This is a genomic window from Cellulosimicrobium sp. KWT-B (assembly GCF_002127155.1).
Lineage (GTDB): Bacteria > Actinomycetota > Actinomycetes > Actinomycetales > Cellulomonadaceae > Cellulosimicrobium > Cellulosimicrobium funkei.
In genome coordinates, this window is record NZ_NEDO01000002.1 from 373287 (window position 1) to 389382 (window position 16096).

At 73.8% G+C, this 16096-nt stretch carries 14 protein-coding genes; 3 read left to right on the forward strand and 11 right to left on the reverse strand.

What is annotated here, in order from left to right; translation table 11 throughout:
• Nucleotides 1-12 precede the first annotated feature (12 nt).
• The 7 genes from B9L22_RS07875 to B9L22_RS07905 all read right to left on the reverse strand — a co-directional run bounded on the left by B9L22_RS07875 (nucleotide 13) and on the right by B9L22_RS07905 (nucleotide 8026).
• Nucleotides 13-993 carry a ribokinase gene (locus B9L22_RS07875; protein WP_086149920.1) on the reverse strand — a complete coding sequence of 327 codons (981 nt, stop codon included), beginning with the start codon at nucleotides 991-993 and terminating at the stop codon, nucleotides 13-15.
• Nucleotides 990-2486, reverse strand: a complete 1497-nt coding sequence (locus B9L22_RS07880) for an ADP-ribosylglycohydrolase family protein (protein ID WP_086149921.1) — start codon at nucleotides 2484-2486, stop codon at nucleotides 990-992. Before B9L22_RS07880 ends, B9L22_RS07875 begins: the two co-directional genes overlap by 4 nt.
• On the reverse strand, nucleotides 2483-3688 hold the full coding sequence (locus tag B9L22_RS07885; protein WP_233139877.1) for an ADP-ribosylglycohydrolase family protein: 1206 nt from the start codon (nucleotides 3686-3688) through the stop codon (nucleotides 2483-2485). The genes B9L22_RS07880 and B9L22_RS07885 overlap by 4 nt, the downstream gene beginning before the upstream one ends.
• A 158-nt stretch (nucleotides 3689-3846) precedes the next feature.
• Entirely contained in the window at nucleotides 3847-5136 is a 1290-nt protein-coding gene (locus B9L22_RS07890; protein ID WP_086149922.1) for an ABC transporter substrate-binding protein, read from the reverse strand.
• A 71-nt stretch (nucleotides 5137-5207) separates the two neighbouring features.
• The gene (locus B9L22_RS07895) at nucleotides 5208-6035 is read right to left on the reverse strand and encodes a carbohydrate ABC transporter permease (protein ID WP_021481799.1); all 828 of its coding nucleotides are present in this window, start codon (nucleotides 6033-6035) and stop codon (nucleotides 5208-5210) included.
• 3 nt (nucleotides 6036-6038) lie between these two features.
• On the reverse strand, nucleotides 6039-6998 hold the full coding sequence (locus B9L22_RS07900; RefSeq protein WP_021481798.1) for a carbohydrate ABC transporter permease: 960 nt from the start codon (nucleotides 6996-6998) through the stop codon (nucleotides 6039-6041).
• Entirely contained in the window at nucleotides 6995-8026 is a 1032-nt protein-coding gene (locus B9L22_RS07905) for a LacI family DNA-binding transcriptional regulator (RefSeq protein ID WP_021481797.1), read from the reverse strand. Before B9L22_RS07905 ends, B9L22_RS07900 begins: the two co-directional genes overlap by 4 nt.
• A gap of 356 nt (nucleotides 8027-8382) precedes the next feature.
• Between B9L22_RS07905 and B9L22_RS07910 the strand changes: the two genes are divergently transcribed.
• Nucleotides 8383-9363 (forward strand): glycoside hydrolase family 19 protein, encoded by a 981-nt coding sequence (locus B9L22_RS07910; protein WP_086149923.1) that lies wholly within the window; start codon nucleotides 8383-8385, stop codon nucleotides 9361-9363.
• An 84-nt stretch (nucleotides 9364-9447) separates the two neighbouring features.
• On the opposite strand, the gene B9L22_RS07915 is transcribed toward B9L22_RS07910, so the two are convergent.
• A complete protein-coding gene (locus tag B9L22_RS07915; protein ID WP_158097170.1) occupies nucleotides 9448-10140 on the reverse strand; it encodes a DUF305 domain-containing protein in 693 nt (230 codons plus the stop codon).
• Nucleotides 10141-10293: 153 nt separating this feature from the next.
• Here B9L22_RS07915 and B9L22_RS07920 point away from each other — a divergent pair, with 153 nt between their 5' ends.
• Nucleotides 10294-12102: a carbohydrate-binding protein gene (locus B9L22_RS07920; RefSeq protein WP_086149925.1), complete on the forward strand. Its 1809-nt coding sequence runs from the start codon at nucleotides 10294-10296 to the stop codon at nucleotides 12100-12102.
• Between the two features lie 139 nt (nucleotides 12103-12241).
• Entirely contained in the window at nucleotides 12242-12685 is a 444-nt protein-coding gene (locus tag B9L22_RS07925) for a YchJ family protein (protein WP_086149926.1), read from the forward strand.
• 52 nt (nucleotides 12686-12737) lie between these two features.
• Here the strand turns inward: B9L22_RS07925 and B9L22_RS07930 are convergent, their stop codons facing one another.
• Genes B9L22_RS07930 through B9L22_RS07940 form a run of 3 tightly spaced genes read right to left on the reverse strand, consistent with a single transcriptional unit; the run spans nucleotide 12738 to nucleotide 16071 of the window.
• Nucleotides 12738-13514 carry a fumarylacetoacetate hydrolase family protein gene (locus B9L22_RS07930; protein ID WP_086149927.1) on the reverse strand — a complete coding sequence of 259 codons (777 nt, stop codon included), beginning with the start codon at nucleotides 13512-13514 and terminating at the stop codon, nucleotides 12738-12740.
• A complete protein-coding gene (locus B9L22_RS07935; protein ID WP_158097171.1) occupies nucleotides 13511-14635 on the reverse strand; it encodes an exo-alpha-sialidase in 1125 nt (374 codons plus the stop codon). The genes B9L22_RS07930 and B9L22_RS07935 overlap by 4 nt, the downstream gene beginning before the upstream one ends.
• Nucleotides 14632-16071, reverse strand: coding sequence for an MFS transporter (locus B9L22_RS07940; RefSeq protein ID WP_086149928.1), 1440 nt, complete (start codon nucleotides 16069-16071; stop codon nucleotides 14632-14634). Before B9L22_RS07940 ends, B9L22_RS07935 begins: the two co-directional genes overlap by 4 nt.
• Between the last annotated feature and the right edge of the window lie 25 nt (nucleotides 16072-16096).

Consider the following 16096-nt stretch of genomic DNA (forward strand, 5'->3'; position numbering starts at 1 on the left):
CTGCGGACGGGCTCAGGTCGGTCGGTCGGCGTTCGCGGCGCGCTCGGCGAGCGCGACGACGTCCGCCGCGTCGGGCACGGCGTCCTGCGCACCGGGGCGGGTCACGGCGAGCGCGCCTGCGGCGGCGGCGAGCCGCGCGGCGTCGGGCAGGTCGGCGCCGCGCGAGAGCGCCGCGGCGAGGACGCCGCAGAACGTGTCGCCCGCGCCGGTCGTGTCGACCGCCTCGACGGCGATCGCGGGGACGGTCGTGAGCAGGGGCCCGGCCGGGCGGCGCTCCGCGACGAGGCTGCCCTCTCCGCCGAGCGTCACGACGACGGCCGGCACGCGCTCCAGCAGCAGCCCCGCGAGCGTGCTCGGGTCGGCGTCGCCGGAGGCGCCCGCCAGGTCCGCCGCCTCGTGCTCGTTGACGACGAGCACGTCGAGCGCGGCCCAGACGTCGTCGGGCAGGTCGCGCGACGGCGCCGCGTTGAGGACCAGCAGCGCGCCCGGCCGGCGCGCCGCGGCGGCGGCGCGCACGACGTCGAGCGGGATCTCGAGCTGCGCGAGCACGACGTTCGCCGCGGCGATCCGCTCGGCCTGCGCCGCGCCGACCGTCACGTGCGAGTTCGCGCCGGGCGCGACGACGATCGCGTTCTCGCCGTCGGGCGAGACGGTGATGAGCGCGGTGCCCGTCGCGGCGTCCACGCGCTCGACGAGGTCGGCCCGCACCCCGCCGCGGTCGAGCGACGCGAGCAGCAGGTCGGCCGCGTCGTCGTGCCCGAGCGCGCCGACGAAGGTCGTCTCGGCACCGCCCGCGCGCGCCGCGCCGACCGCCTGGTTCGCGCCCTTGCCGCCGGGGTTGCGCCGCAGCTCGCCGCCGAGGATGGTCTCGCCGCCGCCGGGGTGCCGCGGCACGTCGACGACGAGGTCGACGTTCGCCGACCCGACCACCACGACCCGTCCCGACCCGCCCGGGACCGTGGCGCCCTGCTCCCCGTCCGCCGTCGTGCTCATGCCTGCGCCTCCTCCGTGGGACCCTGCACGGCTCCCCCGGCCACCACGACCGGGACCGTCGCGAGCGCGACCGTCCGCGCCGCGAGGTCCACGATCCTCTGCTCGCCGCCGGGCAGCGAGGTCGCGATGTGGCCGTCGAGCGGGCGCGTCCACCGCTGGCCGATCCCCTCGACGCCCTGCAGCGCACCCACCACGCCGCCGACCGTCGCCCCCGCCGAGTCGGTGTCCCAGCCCGCGGTGACGGCGATCGCGACGCTCGCGCCGAAGTCGCCGCGGCCGTCCGCGCCACGCCCCGCGGTGAGCGCGTAGGCGATCACCGCGGCGTTGTTGAGCACGTGCACCCAGTGCAGGTCGCCGTACGCCGCGTGGATCGTGTCGAGCCCGGCGCGCACGCCCGCCTCGGACGCGTCGCCGTCGCGGCCCGCTTCCCGCCCGAGCCGGATCGCGGCGGCCAGGCGGCTGCCCGGCGGCACGACGGCGTCGGCCGCGTCGAGCACCTCGTCCACCGTCTCGCAGACCATCGCCGCCGACGCGAGCGCGGCCGCCCACATCGCCCCGTACACGCCGTTGCGCGTGTGGCTCAGGCGCGCGTCCGTCCACGCGAGGCGCGCGGCCTCGCGCACGTCGCCGGGCGAGACCCAGCCGAGCACGTCCGTGCGGATGAGCGCGCCGATCCACTCCCGGAACGGGTTGTGGTGCGTCGCCGTCTCCGGCACCGGCCGCGCGTCGAGGATGTTGCGGTACGCGGCGCGCTCGGCCGTGAACACGCGGCCCGCGGGCAGCGCGTCGAGCCAGAGCTGCGCGACGTCGTCCGTCGTGAAGCCGCGCCCGTGCCGCTCCAGCAGGGCGAGCGCGAGGATCGGGTAGTTGAGGTCGTCGTCCTCGGGCATCCCGTCGATGTTCTCCTCGAGCGACGTCGGGGCGCTGCGCCGGTTCCACGGCCAGCGCGCGGCGACGTCGTCGGGCAGCCCGACGGCGGTGAACCAGCGGTCCAGCGGCCACCGGCCCGTGGCGCGCAGGATCTCCTCGATCCCGGCGCGCGGGATCTTCTCCACGGGCTTGCCGAGCAGGCAGCCCGCCGCGCGCCCGGTCCACGCGCCGAGCACGCGGTCCGCGTACGCGGCGTCGGCGGCGGCGGTTCCGGTTGGCGCACCGGCCGCGATGCCGGCGGAGGACCCGACGGCGCCCGGGCGGGTGGGCAGGCCGGGCGCCGCCGGGAGCGTGGTGAGGATCGCGTCCCAGTCGTCGGGCTCGTGCGGCGCGGGCGCCGCGGGCAGCGCGTCGAGCTCCACGAGCAGGTCGTGCGCGAGCGCGCGCAGCTCCGGGGTCGCGGGGACGGGACCGGCCCCGCTCACCGCGGGGACGGGGTCCCCGCCCGCGGCGGCCCAGCGCTCGCGCACGTCCGCGAGCGCCGCGGGGTCCTTGCCCTCCGCCGCGGCCTGGACGAGCTCGTGCGCGAGCAGGTCCTCGGGCTGGGCCCAGGTCAGCCTCACGCCGGGTCACCCGCCCGCGCGGCGAGGGCCGCGCCGTCGACGGGCGCGTTGCCGAGCTCGGCGAGCGCGCGCAGGCGGGCGGTCGCGCGCTCGCGGTCGGCCCGCAGGATGTCCTGCGCGGCGGACGCCATGAGCCGCCCGGTCTCCCGGACGTCCATGCGGCTCGCCTCCTCGATCGCGTCGAGCCACTCGTCCGGCACGACGGCGGTCCCGCCGAGGCCCGCGCACACCGCGCCGGCCATGACGGCGATCGAGTCGGCGTCGCGGCCGTAGTTCACGGCGCCGAGGACCGCGCCGCGGAAGTCGCCGCGGTGCCCGAGCACGAAGCCGAGCGCCGCGGGCAGCTCCTCGATGGACTTGGTGCGCGACGGGCGCCGCGCGTCCATCGACATCTGCCGGTACGCGGGCCCGACGGAGTCGAACGGCGCGACCGTGTCGCGGATCAGCCGCGCGAGGGCGCGCTCCTCCTCGTCGGTGGTGGGCGCCGTCGTCCAGCCGTCGAACGCCTCGACGACGGCCTGGAGCGCGGCGGCCGTGCCGTCGTGCGCGACGTCGAGCGCGGCGTGCACGACGTCGTCGACCGTGGCCCCCGGCGCGACGGACGCGGCGACCATGGCCGCGAACACGCCCGCCGCCTCACGGCCGTAGCTCGACTGGTGCGCGCCGGTCAGGTCGATCGCCTCGGCGTACGCGCCGCGCGGGTCGCCCGCGTTCGCGAGCCCGACGGGCGCGACGTACATCGCGGCGCCGCAGTTGACGACGTTCCCGACCCCGGCCTCGCGCGGGTCGACGTGCCCGTAGTGCAGGCGCGCGACGATCCACTTCTCCGCGAGGAACACGCGCTGGAGCAGCAGGGCCGTGGACTCGAGCTCGGGGATCCAGCGCGGCTCGCCGATCATGAGGGGCACGAGGTCCTCGGCCATCGCGTACGCGTCGAGGTGCTCGCGGCGCTTCGCGTACACCTCCACGAGCGCGCGCGTCATGAGGGTGTCGTCCGTGATGTGCCCGTCGCCCTTGTGGTAGGGCGCGATCGGACGCGCGTCCTGCCAGTTCGGGTACCAGGGCTCCACGATCCCCGTCACGCGGCCGCCGTGGCGCTCCTCGATCTGCTCGGGCGTCCAGCCCTCCGTGGCGCCTCCCAGCGCGTCCCCCACCGCCGCTCCGGTGATCACTGCCACCGCTCGGTCGTCCAGCCAGGTCACGATCCACTCCCTGTCGATCCGTCTCGGCGCCTCGCGCCGGTGCGACCCGTGCGGGTCGCGGTTCCCGGCCGGGCGGTCGCGTGCGCGGCCGCCCGGCCGCTGCTGCTCGGTGCTCGCCGCGACCCGTGACGCGGTGCCGCGGCGAGCGACCGAGAGTGCTACTTGGTGATCTCGGCCCAGCCCGACTCGAGCTCGGTCGCGAGCTGGTCGGCGTCGATCTCCTGGGCGAGGAACTTCTGGTACGCGGGCGTCGCGACGGTGTCCTTCCACTGCGCGTACGCGTCGACGAACAGGTACGGCGCCGAGGTGAGGTACTGGCCGGAGGAGAGGATCGTCGACCAGCCGTTCTCGTCGCCGAGCGACTCCGCCATGGCCTCCTGGGCCGACGTCGTCGCGGGGATGAGCGCGTCCGCCTCGTTGAGCGCGGCGAGGTTCTCCGTCTGCGTGAAGAACTCGATGAACTCCGCGGACTCCTCGACGTGCTCGGAGTCGATGTTCACCGAGAGCGTCTGCGGGTTCGCGGCCTGCTCGGCGCCGTCGGGGCCCTCGAGCGGGGGCAGCACGACCCAGTCGAAGCCCTCGGGCGCGTCGTTCGCGATGTTCGCGGCCTGGAACGAGCCCTGGATCGTCATCGCGACGTCGCCGGCGTAGAACGACGCGAGCGTCTCCGACCCGGACTGCGTGAGGGTCACCGGCAGCACCGTGCCGTCGGTGTGCGCCATCGTGTCGACGAGCTCCGGCAGGGCCATCTCGCCCTCGCCGATGGTGATGCTCGCGTCCGCGCCGGTGCCCTCGAAGTACTCGCCGCCGAAGCCGGGGGCCATCGCCATGAACGCGGCCGTCGGGCTCGCGAGCCCCCACCCGAGCCCGTACGCGCCGTCCTTCGTCGTGGCCTGCGCGATCTGGCGCAGCTCGTCCCACGTCATCGTCTCGCCCGTCGGGATCTCGACGCCGGCCGCGTCGAGCATCGTCTTGTTGGCGAAGACCATGTAGGACTGCAGCTCGGTCGGGTACGCGATGACCTGGTCGTCGACCGTCACCGCGTCGAGGATGCCCTCGGGGATGTCGTCCCGGCGCTCGTCGGACATGTACTCCGAGAGGTCCGCGAGGTACCCGTCGACCGCGAACGGCACGATGCTCGCGGCCTCGTAGTGGATGATGTCCGGCGCGGCGCCGCCGTTGAACTGGGTGATGAGCTTGTCGTAGATGCCGTCCCAGCCGGCGGGCACGATCTCGACCTGGACGTCGGGGTTCGCCTCGTTCCAGTCGGCGACGATCTTCTCGGTCGCCTCGATCGCGGCGGGCTGGTCGGACAGCGACTGGAACTTCAGCGTCACCGTGCCGCCGTCGGCGCCGTCGTCCCCGCTGCCGCCCCCGCTGGAGCAGGACGCGACGAGCAGGGTCGTGATCGTGAGGCATGCGGCGATGGACGCACCACGAGTCTTCATGGTTCTACCTTTCGGGTGGGGGTGGGGTCGAGAGAGCCTGGGGGCGGGACCGGGCGTGGAGGGGGTCACGGTCAGCCCTTCACCGCGCCCGAGAGCAGGCCGCCGGTGAGCTTCTTCTGCATGATCGAGAAGAAGACGATGCTGGGGATGGCCGCGAGCACGGAGCCCGCGGCGAGGGGGCCGAGCGCCACCTTGCCCTCGCCGCCGATGAACATCTTCAGCGTGATCGGCAGCGTGTAGTTCTCGGGCGACTGCAGCAGCACGAGCGCGAAGAAGAACTCGTTCCACGAGGACACGAAGCTGAACATCGCGGTCGCGACGATCCCGGGCATGAGCAGCGGGAAGACGATGGTGCGCAAGACCGTGAGCCGGCTCGCGCCGTCCATGGAGCCCGCCTCCTCGAGGTCCACGGGGATGGCGCTGACGTAGCCCTGCATCATCCACAGCGCGAACGGCAGCGTGTACGTGGTGTGGACGAGCGTGAGGCCGACGAGCGAGTCCGTGAGCCCGATGGTCCGCAGGATGAGGAACAGCGGCAGGATGATGAGGATCACCGGGAAGACCTGGCTCACGAGGATCCAGCCGACGCCCGCCGCGCGGATCTTCCCCCGCAGCCGGGCGAGCACGTACGACGCCGGCAGCGCGATGACGATGACGAGCAGCGTGGACACGACCGCGACGATCGCGCTGTTCCAGGCCGAGCGGACGAGGCCCTGCCGGGCCAGCGCCTGGGAGTAGTTCTCCCAGTGCCAGTCCTGCGGGATGAGGCTCACGGTGAGCGAGTTGAGCTCGCCCGAGGACTTCAGCGAGGCCGAGATGAGCCAGAGCAGCGGGAAGCCGAGGAACAGGATGTAGAACCCCAGGGCCGCGTACTGGGCGGGGCGGACGAGTGCGCGCACGGGTCAGCTCTCCTTCTCGGAGCGGAACTGCGACCGCAGGTAGATCGCGAGCAGGAGGACGACCACGACGACGAGGACGACGCCCATCGCGGCGGCGTAGCCGATGTTGCGGTTCTTGAACGCCTCGAGGTACGTGAAGAGCATCGGGAGCATGGTCCGGCCGCCCGGGCCGCCCTCGGTGAGCACGTAGACCAGCGAGAACGAGTTGAAGTTCCAGATGAAGTTCAGCGACGTGATCGAGGTGATGATCGGGCGCAGGCTCGGGAGCGTCACCGCGGTGAAGCGGCGCCACGCGCCCGCGCCGTCCATGGCCGCCGCCTCGTGGAGCTCGTCCGGGATCTGCTGGAGCCCGGCGAGCAGCGTCACGGTGGTCTGCGGCATGCCGACCCACACCCCGACGACGATCACCGCGGGCAGGGCGGTCGAGAAGTCCGCGAGCCAGTTGATGTCGTCCGGCAGGCCCAGGGCGCCGAGGAACGCGTTGAGCGGCCCCGCGTTGGGCGAGTAGATCATCTGCCACATGATCGCCACGACGACCGGCGGCATGGCCCACGGGATGAGTGCGAGCACGCGCGTCAGGCCCTGGAGCCGGAGCCCCGAGTTGAGCAGGAGCGCGAGGCCCATCGCTGCGACGAGCTGGAGCAGCGTCACCGAGACGGCCCAGATCATGCCGATGCGGAACGAGTCCCAGAAGAACGAGTTGTCCGCGAGGCGCACGAAGTTGTCGACGCCGACGAACTGGTAGTCCGGCTGGCGCACGAGCCGCGCGTCGGTGAACGCGAGCGCGACGCCCATGACGAGCGGCGCGACGCTGAGCACGAGGATCGGCAGGAGCGACGGCATGACGAGCGCGATCGCCTCGCGCCGCTTGGCGCGGGCCATGCCGCCGGTCCGGCGCACCGGGCCGCGGTCGGGGCGCAGAGCGGAGCGACGGGGGTCGCCCGCGAGGGTCGGTGCGCTCACCGGGAACCACCCCCGGGAGCGGTCGACTCGCGCACGACGAGCCGCGGCCCGACGGCCGTGTGCCGCCCGGGCTCCGCGTCGCCGTCGACGAGGTCCACGACGAGCTGCGCGGCGACGCGTCCACGCTCCGTCGAGCCGAGCGAGACGCTCGTCAGGGAGGGCTGGAACACGCGGCCGATCTCCGTGTCGTCCATGCCGGTCACCGCGACGTCCTCGGGGACCGAGAGCCCGCGCTCGCGCACGGCCCGGATGGCGCCGATGGCGAGGAGGTCGTTGGCCGCGACGATCGCGTCCGGGCGGGCGTCGTCGTCCGTGGCGTCGAGCAGCGCGCGCGTCGTCGCGAGGCCCGCGGCGACGGTGAAGTCGAGGGCGGGCGCGACCTCGACCCGCTCGGCGTCGAAGTCGGCGGCACGCGTCGCGGCGTCGAAGCCGCGCTGGCGCGCCTCACCGGGGGTCGTGTCGAGGGGGCCGTTGAGGAACGCGATCCGGCGACGGCCGAGGCCGAGCAGGTGCCGCACCGCCTCGCCGATGCCGCCCGCCGAGTCCGTGGACACCGAGTCGATACCGCGGTCCGCGAGCGTGCGGCCGATGACGACGACGGGCACCGGCGCCTCGCGGATCTCCTCGACGAGCTCGTCGTCGGTGCGCAGCGGGCTGAGGATCATGGCGTCGACGAAGCCGCTCGACAGGCTGCGCACGAGCTCGACGGTGGACCGCGTGGTGTCCCCCGTCGTCATGACGACGACGCGGTAGCCGTGCGGCGCGAGCACCTCGTGGATCGCCGTCATCATCTCGACGTAGACGGGGTTGCCGATGTCCGCGACGGCGAACGCCACCTGGAACGTCTTCTTGAGGCGCAGCGAGCGCCCGATGGCGTCCGGGCTGTACCCCAGCTCGGTGGCCGCGGCGCGCACGCGCTCGACCATCGCGGGGCTCGCGCCCGTCCCGTGCAGCGCACGGGAGGTCGAGGCCAGGGAGACCCCGGCCCGCTGTGCCACCTGGATCAGCGTGGCGCGTGATGACGTCACTGTCGTCCACCTCGTCGTCGAAGGACCGTCGTTCTGGAAACGTTTCCAGACTGACGACCTCGACAGCCCTGGAAACGTTTCCGGGTTGGCGGACACTTTCGCACCCGCCCCGCCCGGACGTCAACCCCGCCGCCCCCGCGACGCCCGTCCCCCACTACGAGGTAGAGCCCTGGTCGCGCGAGGTAGAGCCGCGGTCGCGCGAGGTAGAGCCGTGGTCCCGACCTCGGCTCTACCTCGCGGGACCTCGGCTCTACCTCGGGCTTCCACGGGTACGGGGTTCCGCGTAGGGGGGTTGTCCACGACGCCGCGCGGCGGTCAGGCTCGACGCGACCCGACCACCGACGAAAGGTGCACCGATGCACACGCGAGCCCCGGCGTCGTCCTCCCCCGCGGCGCCCACGACGGCCGCCGCCCGGCCGATCTCCCGCTCTCTCGCCCTGCTCCTCGGCCTCGTCCTCGCGCTCGCGGGAGCGCTCTCGTGGTCCGTCGCGGGCCCGGCGCAGCAGGCGCACGCCGCGACGTGCGCGGCCCCCTGGAGCGCGAGCGCCGTCTACACGGGCGGCGCCGTCGTCTCCCACGGCGGCCAGAACTGGAAGGCCGGCTGGTGGACCCAGGGCGACACGCCCGGCACCACCGGCGAGTGGGGCGTCTGGCGCAGCCAGGGCGCCTGCGGCGGCGGCACGAACCCCGGCAACCCGGGGAACCCCGGCAACCCGACCGGGTTCGTCGTCTCCGAGGCGCAGTTCAACCAGATGTTCCCCAACCGGAACCCGTTCTACACGTACCAGGGCCTCGTCGACGCGCTGTCCGCCTACCCGGGCTTCGCGACGACGGGCGGCACCGAGGTCGCCAAGCGCGAGGCCGCGGCGTTCCTCGCCAACGTCAACCACGAGACCGGCGGCCTCGTGTACGTCAAGGAGATCAACACCGCGAACTACCCGCACTACTGCGACACCTCGAAGCCGTACGGCTGCCCGGCAGGCCAGTCCGCCTACTACGGCAAGGGCCCGATCCAGCTGAGCTGGAACTACAACTACAAGGCCGCGGGCGACGCGCTCGGCATCGACCTGCTCAACAACCCGTACCTCGTCGAGCAGAACTCCGCGGTCGCGTGGAAGACCGGCCTGTGGTTCTGGAACACGCAGTCGGGCGCGGGCTCGATGTCCGGACACCAGGCGATCGTGTCGGGCGCCGGCTTCGGCGAGTCCATCCGCTCGATCAACGGCACGATGGAGTGCAACGGCGGGAACCCGGCGCAGGTGCAGTCGCGCATCGCCGCGTTCCAGCGGTTCACGCAGATCCTCGGCACGACGACGGGCAACAACCTCTCCTGCTGACCCGTCCCGCACGCCCGACGGCGGCCCGTCCCACCCCGGGGCGGGCCGCCGTCGTGCGTGGTGCCCCGTGCCGGGACGGACGGGTCAGAGCTGCGCGAGGAGGTCCCGCATGCGGTCGATCTCGCCGCCCTGGCCGGCCGCCGTCTCGGCGGCCATCTCGTTCGCGAAGAGGTCCTCCCCCTCGACGAGCACGACGTCGACCATCGCGAGCGCGCCCTCGTGGTGCTGGATCATCCCCTCGAGGAAGAGGCGGTCGAACTCCGGGCCGCTCGCGGCCTCGAGCGCCGCCAGCTGCTCGTCCGAGAGCATCCCGGCGGTCCCGTCGCCGTGGTCGTGCTCCGCGCCGTCGGGCGCGCGCGGGCCGGTCCCGCCCGCGTCCTGCGCGCCCTCGGGCACGGCGAGGTCGCGCGCCTGGAGCCACGACGCGAGCGCGTGCACCTCGGGCCCCTGCGCGGCGGTGACGCGCTCCGCGAACGACCGGACGGCGTCGGACCCGGCGCGGTCGGGCGCGAGCGCGGCGATCTCGAGGGCCTGGAGGTGGTGCTCGATCATGCCGGTGACGAACGCGGCGTCGGCCTGGTTCCACGAGCCCTCGTCGGGCGCCCCCGCGTAGTCCTCGGGGTCGACGGTCGTCGCGTCCTCCCCGGGCCGCCCGGGCTGCACGACGACGCTCGACGGCGTCGACGTCGGCTGCGGGTCGGGCGTGCACGCGGCCAGCCCGAGCGCGAACCCGAGCGCCAGGCCGGTCGCGGTGACGCCGCAGGTCAGGGCACGCACGGCGCTGCGCCGCGCTGTGTTACGGCTGGGAAAAATCTGCACCCGCGCTGTTCCCTCCGTGTAAAAGATCCTCGCCATCCGCCCGGTTTGAGTGGTCCAGATCACATGTGCCCGCCAGAATTTGCAGCACACTACCAAGGAGGTGTTTCCCTCGTGCATCGAAGAACGCACCGGCAGACGCACCGGCACCGGAGCCGGGTCCTGCTCGCCTCGTCCCTGGCGGCGACCCTCGCCGTCTCGACCCTCGCGGTCGCCACGACCGCCGCCGCGGAGCCGTCCGACGGCTCCCCCGAGGCGGTGGCGGCGCTCACCGAGCAGTCCGCCGCCTCGCTCGCAGACCTCCCCGCACAGCGCCTCGCCCCCCTCGCCCAGGCCACCGACGTCCTGGCGCCCGGGGAGACGGCCGGCAGCCCCAACCTCACGCACGTCGCCAACATCCCGAAGAACGGCAGCTTCGCGCCGGAGGGGCAGTACAGCACCGACCTCGCGTTCCAGGGCCGGTACGCGTTCGCCGGGAACTACGGCGGCTTCACCGTGTACGACGTCGCGAACCCGACCGCCCCGCAGCAGGTCGCCCAGGTCGTGTGCCCCGGGTCCCAGAACGACATCTCCGTCTACGGCGACCTGCTCGTCCTCAGCACCGACTCCTCGCGCAGCAACGACTCGTGCGAGAACGTCGCCCAGAGCGCCGCGATCAAGGACTCGTGGGAGGGCATCAAGGTCTTCGACATCTCCGAGCCGACGGCGCCCGAGTACGTGGCGTCCGTCGAGACCCAGTGCGGCTCCCACACGCACTCCCTCGCGCCGTCGCAGGACGGCGAGGAGCTGTTCGTCTACGTCTCGTCGTACAGCCCGAACGCGGCGTTCCCCGACTGCCAGCCGCCGCACGACCTCATCTCGGTCGTGCAGATCCCGCTCGACGACCCCGCAGCGGCGGAGCTCGTCTCCACGCCCGTCCTCTTCCCCGACGGCGGCAACCCGGGCGGCAACGGCTCGAGCACGACGTCGGGCTGCCACGACATCACGACCTACCCGTCGAAGGACCTCGCGGCGGGCGCGTGCATGGGCGACGGCATCCTGCTCGACATCTCCGACCGCGCGCACCCGGTGGTGACCGAGGTCGTCCGGGACACGACGAACTTCGCGTTCTGGCACTCGGCGACGTTCAACAACGCCGGCACCAAGGTCGTCTTCACGGACGAGCTGGGCGGCGGCGGGGCGCCGACGTGCAACCCGACCGTCGGGCCGGAGAAGGGCGCGGACGCCATCTACGACATCGTCGGCGGCGAGCTCGTGTTCAAGAGCTACTACAAGATCGAGCGCGAGCAGGCCGCGACGGAGAACTGCGTCGCGCACAACGGCTCGCTCATCCCCGTCCCGGGCCGCGACATCATGGTCCAGGCCTGGTACCAGGGCGGCATCTCGGTGTGGGACTTCACGGACTCGGCGAACCCCGTCGAGATCGCGTGGTTCGACCGTGGCCCGCTGTCCGCGGAGCGCCTGGTCCTCGGCGGCTCGTGGTCGGCGTACTGGTACAACGGCGCGATCATCTCGAACGACATCCAGCAGGGCCTCGACGTTCTGCTGCTCGACGACCCGGTGACGAACGCCGCGAAGTCGGTCGTGACGGACGAGTTCAACCCGCAGGCCCAGCCGACGTACACCGAGCCGCCGGCCTGGTCGAAGGGCACCGCCTACGCGGGCGGCACCACGGTCACCTACGGCGGCGCCGTCTGGCGCGCGCAGTGGTGGACGAAGGGCCAGGTGCCCGGCGCCGACGCGTGGGGCCCGTGGGAGGAGATCGCGGGGGTCGACTCCGCCGGGGTCGGCGCGTGGAAGCCGAGCCGCATCTACGTCAAGGGCGACAGCGTGACGTACGAGGGCACGACGTACACCGCGAAGTGGTGGACGCGGAACCAGGCGCCCGGCGACCGCTGGGGCCCCTGGGACCCGCAGGACTGACGCACCCCTCCCGGTCGCCTCGCCCGCGGGCGAGGCGCCCGGGAGAGCCGTCGAGCACGACGACGCCCGTCCGCCTCGGTAGGCGGGCGTCGTCGTGCGAGGGCCGTGCCCGCACGGCTCGCCCGTAGGATGCGGCCGCATGACCGGGAACCCGCTCGACGACGGCGCGCGCTGCCCCTGCCTCTCCGGCGACACCTACGGGTCGTGCTGCGGCCGGTACCACGCGGGGCTGCGCCCCGGCCCGGACGGCGCCGCCCCGGGCCCGCACGCACCGACCGCCGAGGCGCTCATGCGCTCGCGCTACAGCGCGTTCGCCGCCGGCGACGCCGACTACCTGCTCGCGACGTGGCACGCCTCCACCCGGCCCGCCGACCTCGAGCTCGACGACGACGTCGAGTGGCGCCGCCTCGACGTCGTGCGCACGGAGGCGGGCGGCCCGTTCGACACGACCGGGGTCGTGGAGTTCGTCGCGCACCACCGCTCGCGCACCGACCCGGCCGACCGCGGGCGGCTCCACGAGGTGAGCCGGTTCGTCCGGGAGGGCGACCGCTGGTCCTACGTCGACGGCGCGGTGCAGGGCTAGGAGCCGCCGCGCCGGCCCACCGGCGCCCGGTCGGCTCCGGCGACGCGGCCGCTCAGGCGATGCGGTGGCGCAGCGTGCCGACGCCGCCGACCTCGAGCGCGACCTCCACCCCGCCCTCGACGGGCACGGCGGACCGGTGCGCGCCCGTGAGCACGACGTCGCCCGGGCCGAGCTCGAGGTGGCGCGTGAGGAACACGAGCTGGTCGACGACGTCGTAGGAGAGCCCCGCGGTGGTCGACCGCGCCCGCTCCACCCCGTCCACCGCGACGACGAGCGCGGCGTCGTCGAGCGTGGCGGCGGTGTCGATCCACGGGCCGAGCGGCGTGAACCCCGTGCCGTTCTTCGCGCGCGTCATCATCGCGTCGAGCGGCACCTGGTCGTCGGCCGTGAGGTCGTCGGCGACGGTGCAGCCGAGGATCGCGCCGGGGACGTCGTCGGGCCGCAGGTCGCGGCACGGTCGTCCCACGACGACCGCGGCCTCCGCCTCCGCCACCAGGCGCCCCAGCGCGCGGTCGTGCCGGACGACGACCCCCGGCCCGACGACCGTGCGCGCCGACTTGAGGAACGCCTGCGGGGGCAGCGCCCGACCCTCCGGCCCGCTGTTGTGGGCCATGCCGACCACCACGCGCGGGCGGCACGGCGCGAGCAGGGCGCCGTCGAGGCCGGGGTCGTCGACGCGGACCCGCACGCCGCTCGACGCGGGCAGCGCCGGGCGGCCGTCGCGACCCGTCGCGGGCTCGGGGACGTCCGCGACGAGCACGTCCCAGGCGTCGCCGTCGAGCACGGCGGCCCGCGGGCCGTGCGCGGTGCGGAGCCGCGCGATCCTCACGACGACCCGGCCCGGTCGGTCGCGGCGGCGACCGGCCGGTCCACGAGCCGCAGCGGCACGCGCGCGAGGACGATGCCCCGGCGCTGCCAGGTGTAGGCGACGAGCAGCGTCGCGCCGTCGGTCGTCGCCGACGGGTAGGAGTACTCGCCGCGCCCGTCCGTGACGATCCCCGTGTCGCCGGCGGCGAACCCGCTCGGCGGGCCGGCCTCCCGCAGGGCGGGCACGGGGACGCCCGGGAGCGTGGCGGGCGCCTCGGTCCCGTCCTCCAGGTCGAGCACCCGGTGCCAGGTCAGCCCGTCGTCGTCCGAGACCGAGACGCTCAGCGGGCACCGCGCGCCCCACTCCTCGCCGACCGGGTTGTGCACGAGGGCGACGCGCCCGCTCGGCAGGCGGACGGCCGTGAGACCCGAGTTGTTGTTGGGCAGCCGCGTGGGTGCGGCGACCGTCCACGTGCGGCCGTCGTCGGCGGACGTCGTCCGGAAGACGAGGCCCTCGCTCGACCGGCAGACGGCGACGAGACCCGACCGCCCCGACCAGAGCGCCGGCTGGATGACCCCGGCGCCGCGCAGCCGCGACCGGTCGAGCGGGACGTCCGCGAGCGCCCAGCTCGCCCCGGCGTCCTCCGAGCGGTCGAAGCGCGCGGCCCAGACGGGGTCCGCTCCCCCGCTCTCGACCGAGGACGGGGCGAGCCACGCGCCGCGCGGCGTGACGACGGGCGGGTTCTTCACCGGGCCCCGACCGCCGCTCGCGTCCCCGGGCACGAGCTCGCGCGGCGCCGTCCAGGTGCGGCCGTGGTCCGTGGACGTGCGGTACCAGGTCACCCAGCGCGAGATCCGCTCGCCCCGGCGGGCGAAGAGCCAGAGCCGGCCGTCGGGCGCGACGGCGAGCACGGGGTTCCACCACGCGACGCCGTCGTCCTCGCCCAGCACGACCTGGGGCTCGCCCCAGACGCCGTCCTCCTCGGCGACGAGCCAGATCGCGTTGTCCGGCGTGCCCTCCCGGGTGCCGGCGAACCATGCCACGAGCGTGCGCCCGCCCGTGCGGGCGACGGTGGACGCGTGGCACTGGGCCCACGCCTCGCCGTCGCCCGACACGAGCAGGCGCTCCACGGGCGTCGTCACCGGACGGTCTCGCCGACGACGTTGAGGTCGCGCCGGAAGGTCTCCGGCGTCTTCCACACGGTGAGCATCGTGATGAGCGCACCGACCATGACGTACAGCGCGACGAGCTGCCAGCGCGACCCGTCCTCGCCCGCGAGCGCCGTCGCGATGAACGGCGTGAGGCCGCCCGCGACGATCGACGCGATCTCGCGCCCGGTGGCCGCGCCGGAGTAGCGGCGGTCCGCCGGGAAGAGCTCGGCGAAGAACGCCGGCTGGATCGAGTTGATGGCGTTGTGCCCGAGGTTCAGCATGAGGACGTACCCGAGCACGATGAGCACGAAGCTGCCCGTGTTGAGCAGCCCGAAGAACGGGAAGGCCATGACGAACACGACGAGGGCCCCGAAGAAGTAGACCGGCCGGCGACCGATCTTGTCGGAGACCCAGGAGAAGATCCCGTGGGCGGGGAACGCGAGGACCGCCATGATGAGGATCGCGGTGTTGAGGCTCTCCTTCTCGATGCCGAGGTGCTGCGGGCCGTAGCTGAGCACGAAGACCGTGAGCAGGAAGTACGGCAGGGCCTCGGCGAAGCGCAGCCCGACGATGCGCAGCAGGTTCCGCCAGTCCTCGAGGAAGACGCTCGCGAGCGGCCCGCGGGTGGGCGCCTGCGGAGCGGTCTCGGTGGCCGCGGCGGCGTCGCGCTCCTGGCGCTCGCGGACGGCGGCCTGGCTGGCCTCGAGGTTCTCGACGGTGAGCGAGCGGTTGCGGCCCTCCTTCTCGAGGCCGGCGACGGCGTCGGTGAAGACCGGCGTCTCCTCGAGCGAGCGGCGCATCCACAGGCCGACGGCGAGCACGACGGCGGAGAGCCAGAACGGCACGCGCCAGCCCCACGACTGGAGCTGCGCGTCGTCGAGCGTGTACACCCAGGCGAACACGAGGGTGATGAGGATCTGCGCGGAGAAGCCGCCGGTGTTGGGCCACGACGTGTAGAAGCCGCGGTGCCGCGGGTTCGTGGACTCGAGCACGATGATCATCGACCCGCCCCACTCGCCGCCGACGGCGAAGCCCTGGACGAGCCGGAGCACGACGAGCAGCGCCGGCGCGAGGAGGCCGATCGAGTCGTAGGACGGCAGGAAGCCGATGAGCAGGGTCCCGGTCCCCATGATCGCGAGCGTGAGGACGAGCGTGGACTTGCGCCCCTGCTTGTCGCCGCGGCGGCCGAAGAACATGCCGCCCAGCGGGCGGGCCAGGAACCCGACGGCGAACGTGCCGAGGGACGACAGCGTGGCGACGAACGAGTTCTCGGACGGGAAGAACACGGCGGGGAAGACGATCGCGGCGGCGGTGCCGTAGACGAGGAAGTCGTAGTACTCGAGCGTGTTGCCGACGAAGCTCGAGAGCGTGACCTTCCAGGCGTACCGCCTGCTCGTGAGCGGGGCCGCGGGTGCGGTGACGGACATCGTTGTTCCTTCGGTGCGGGGTTCC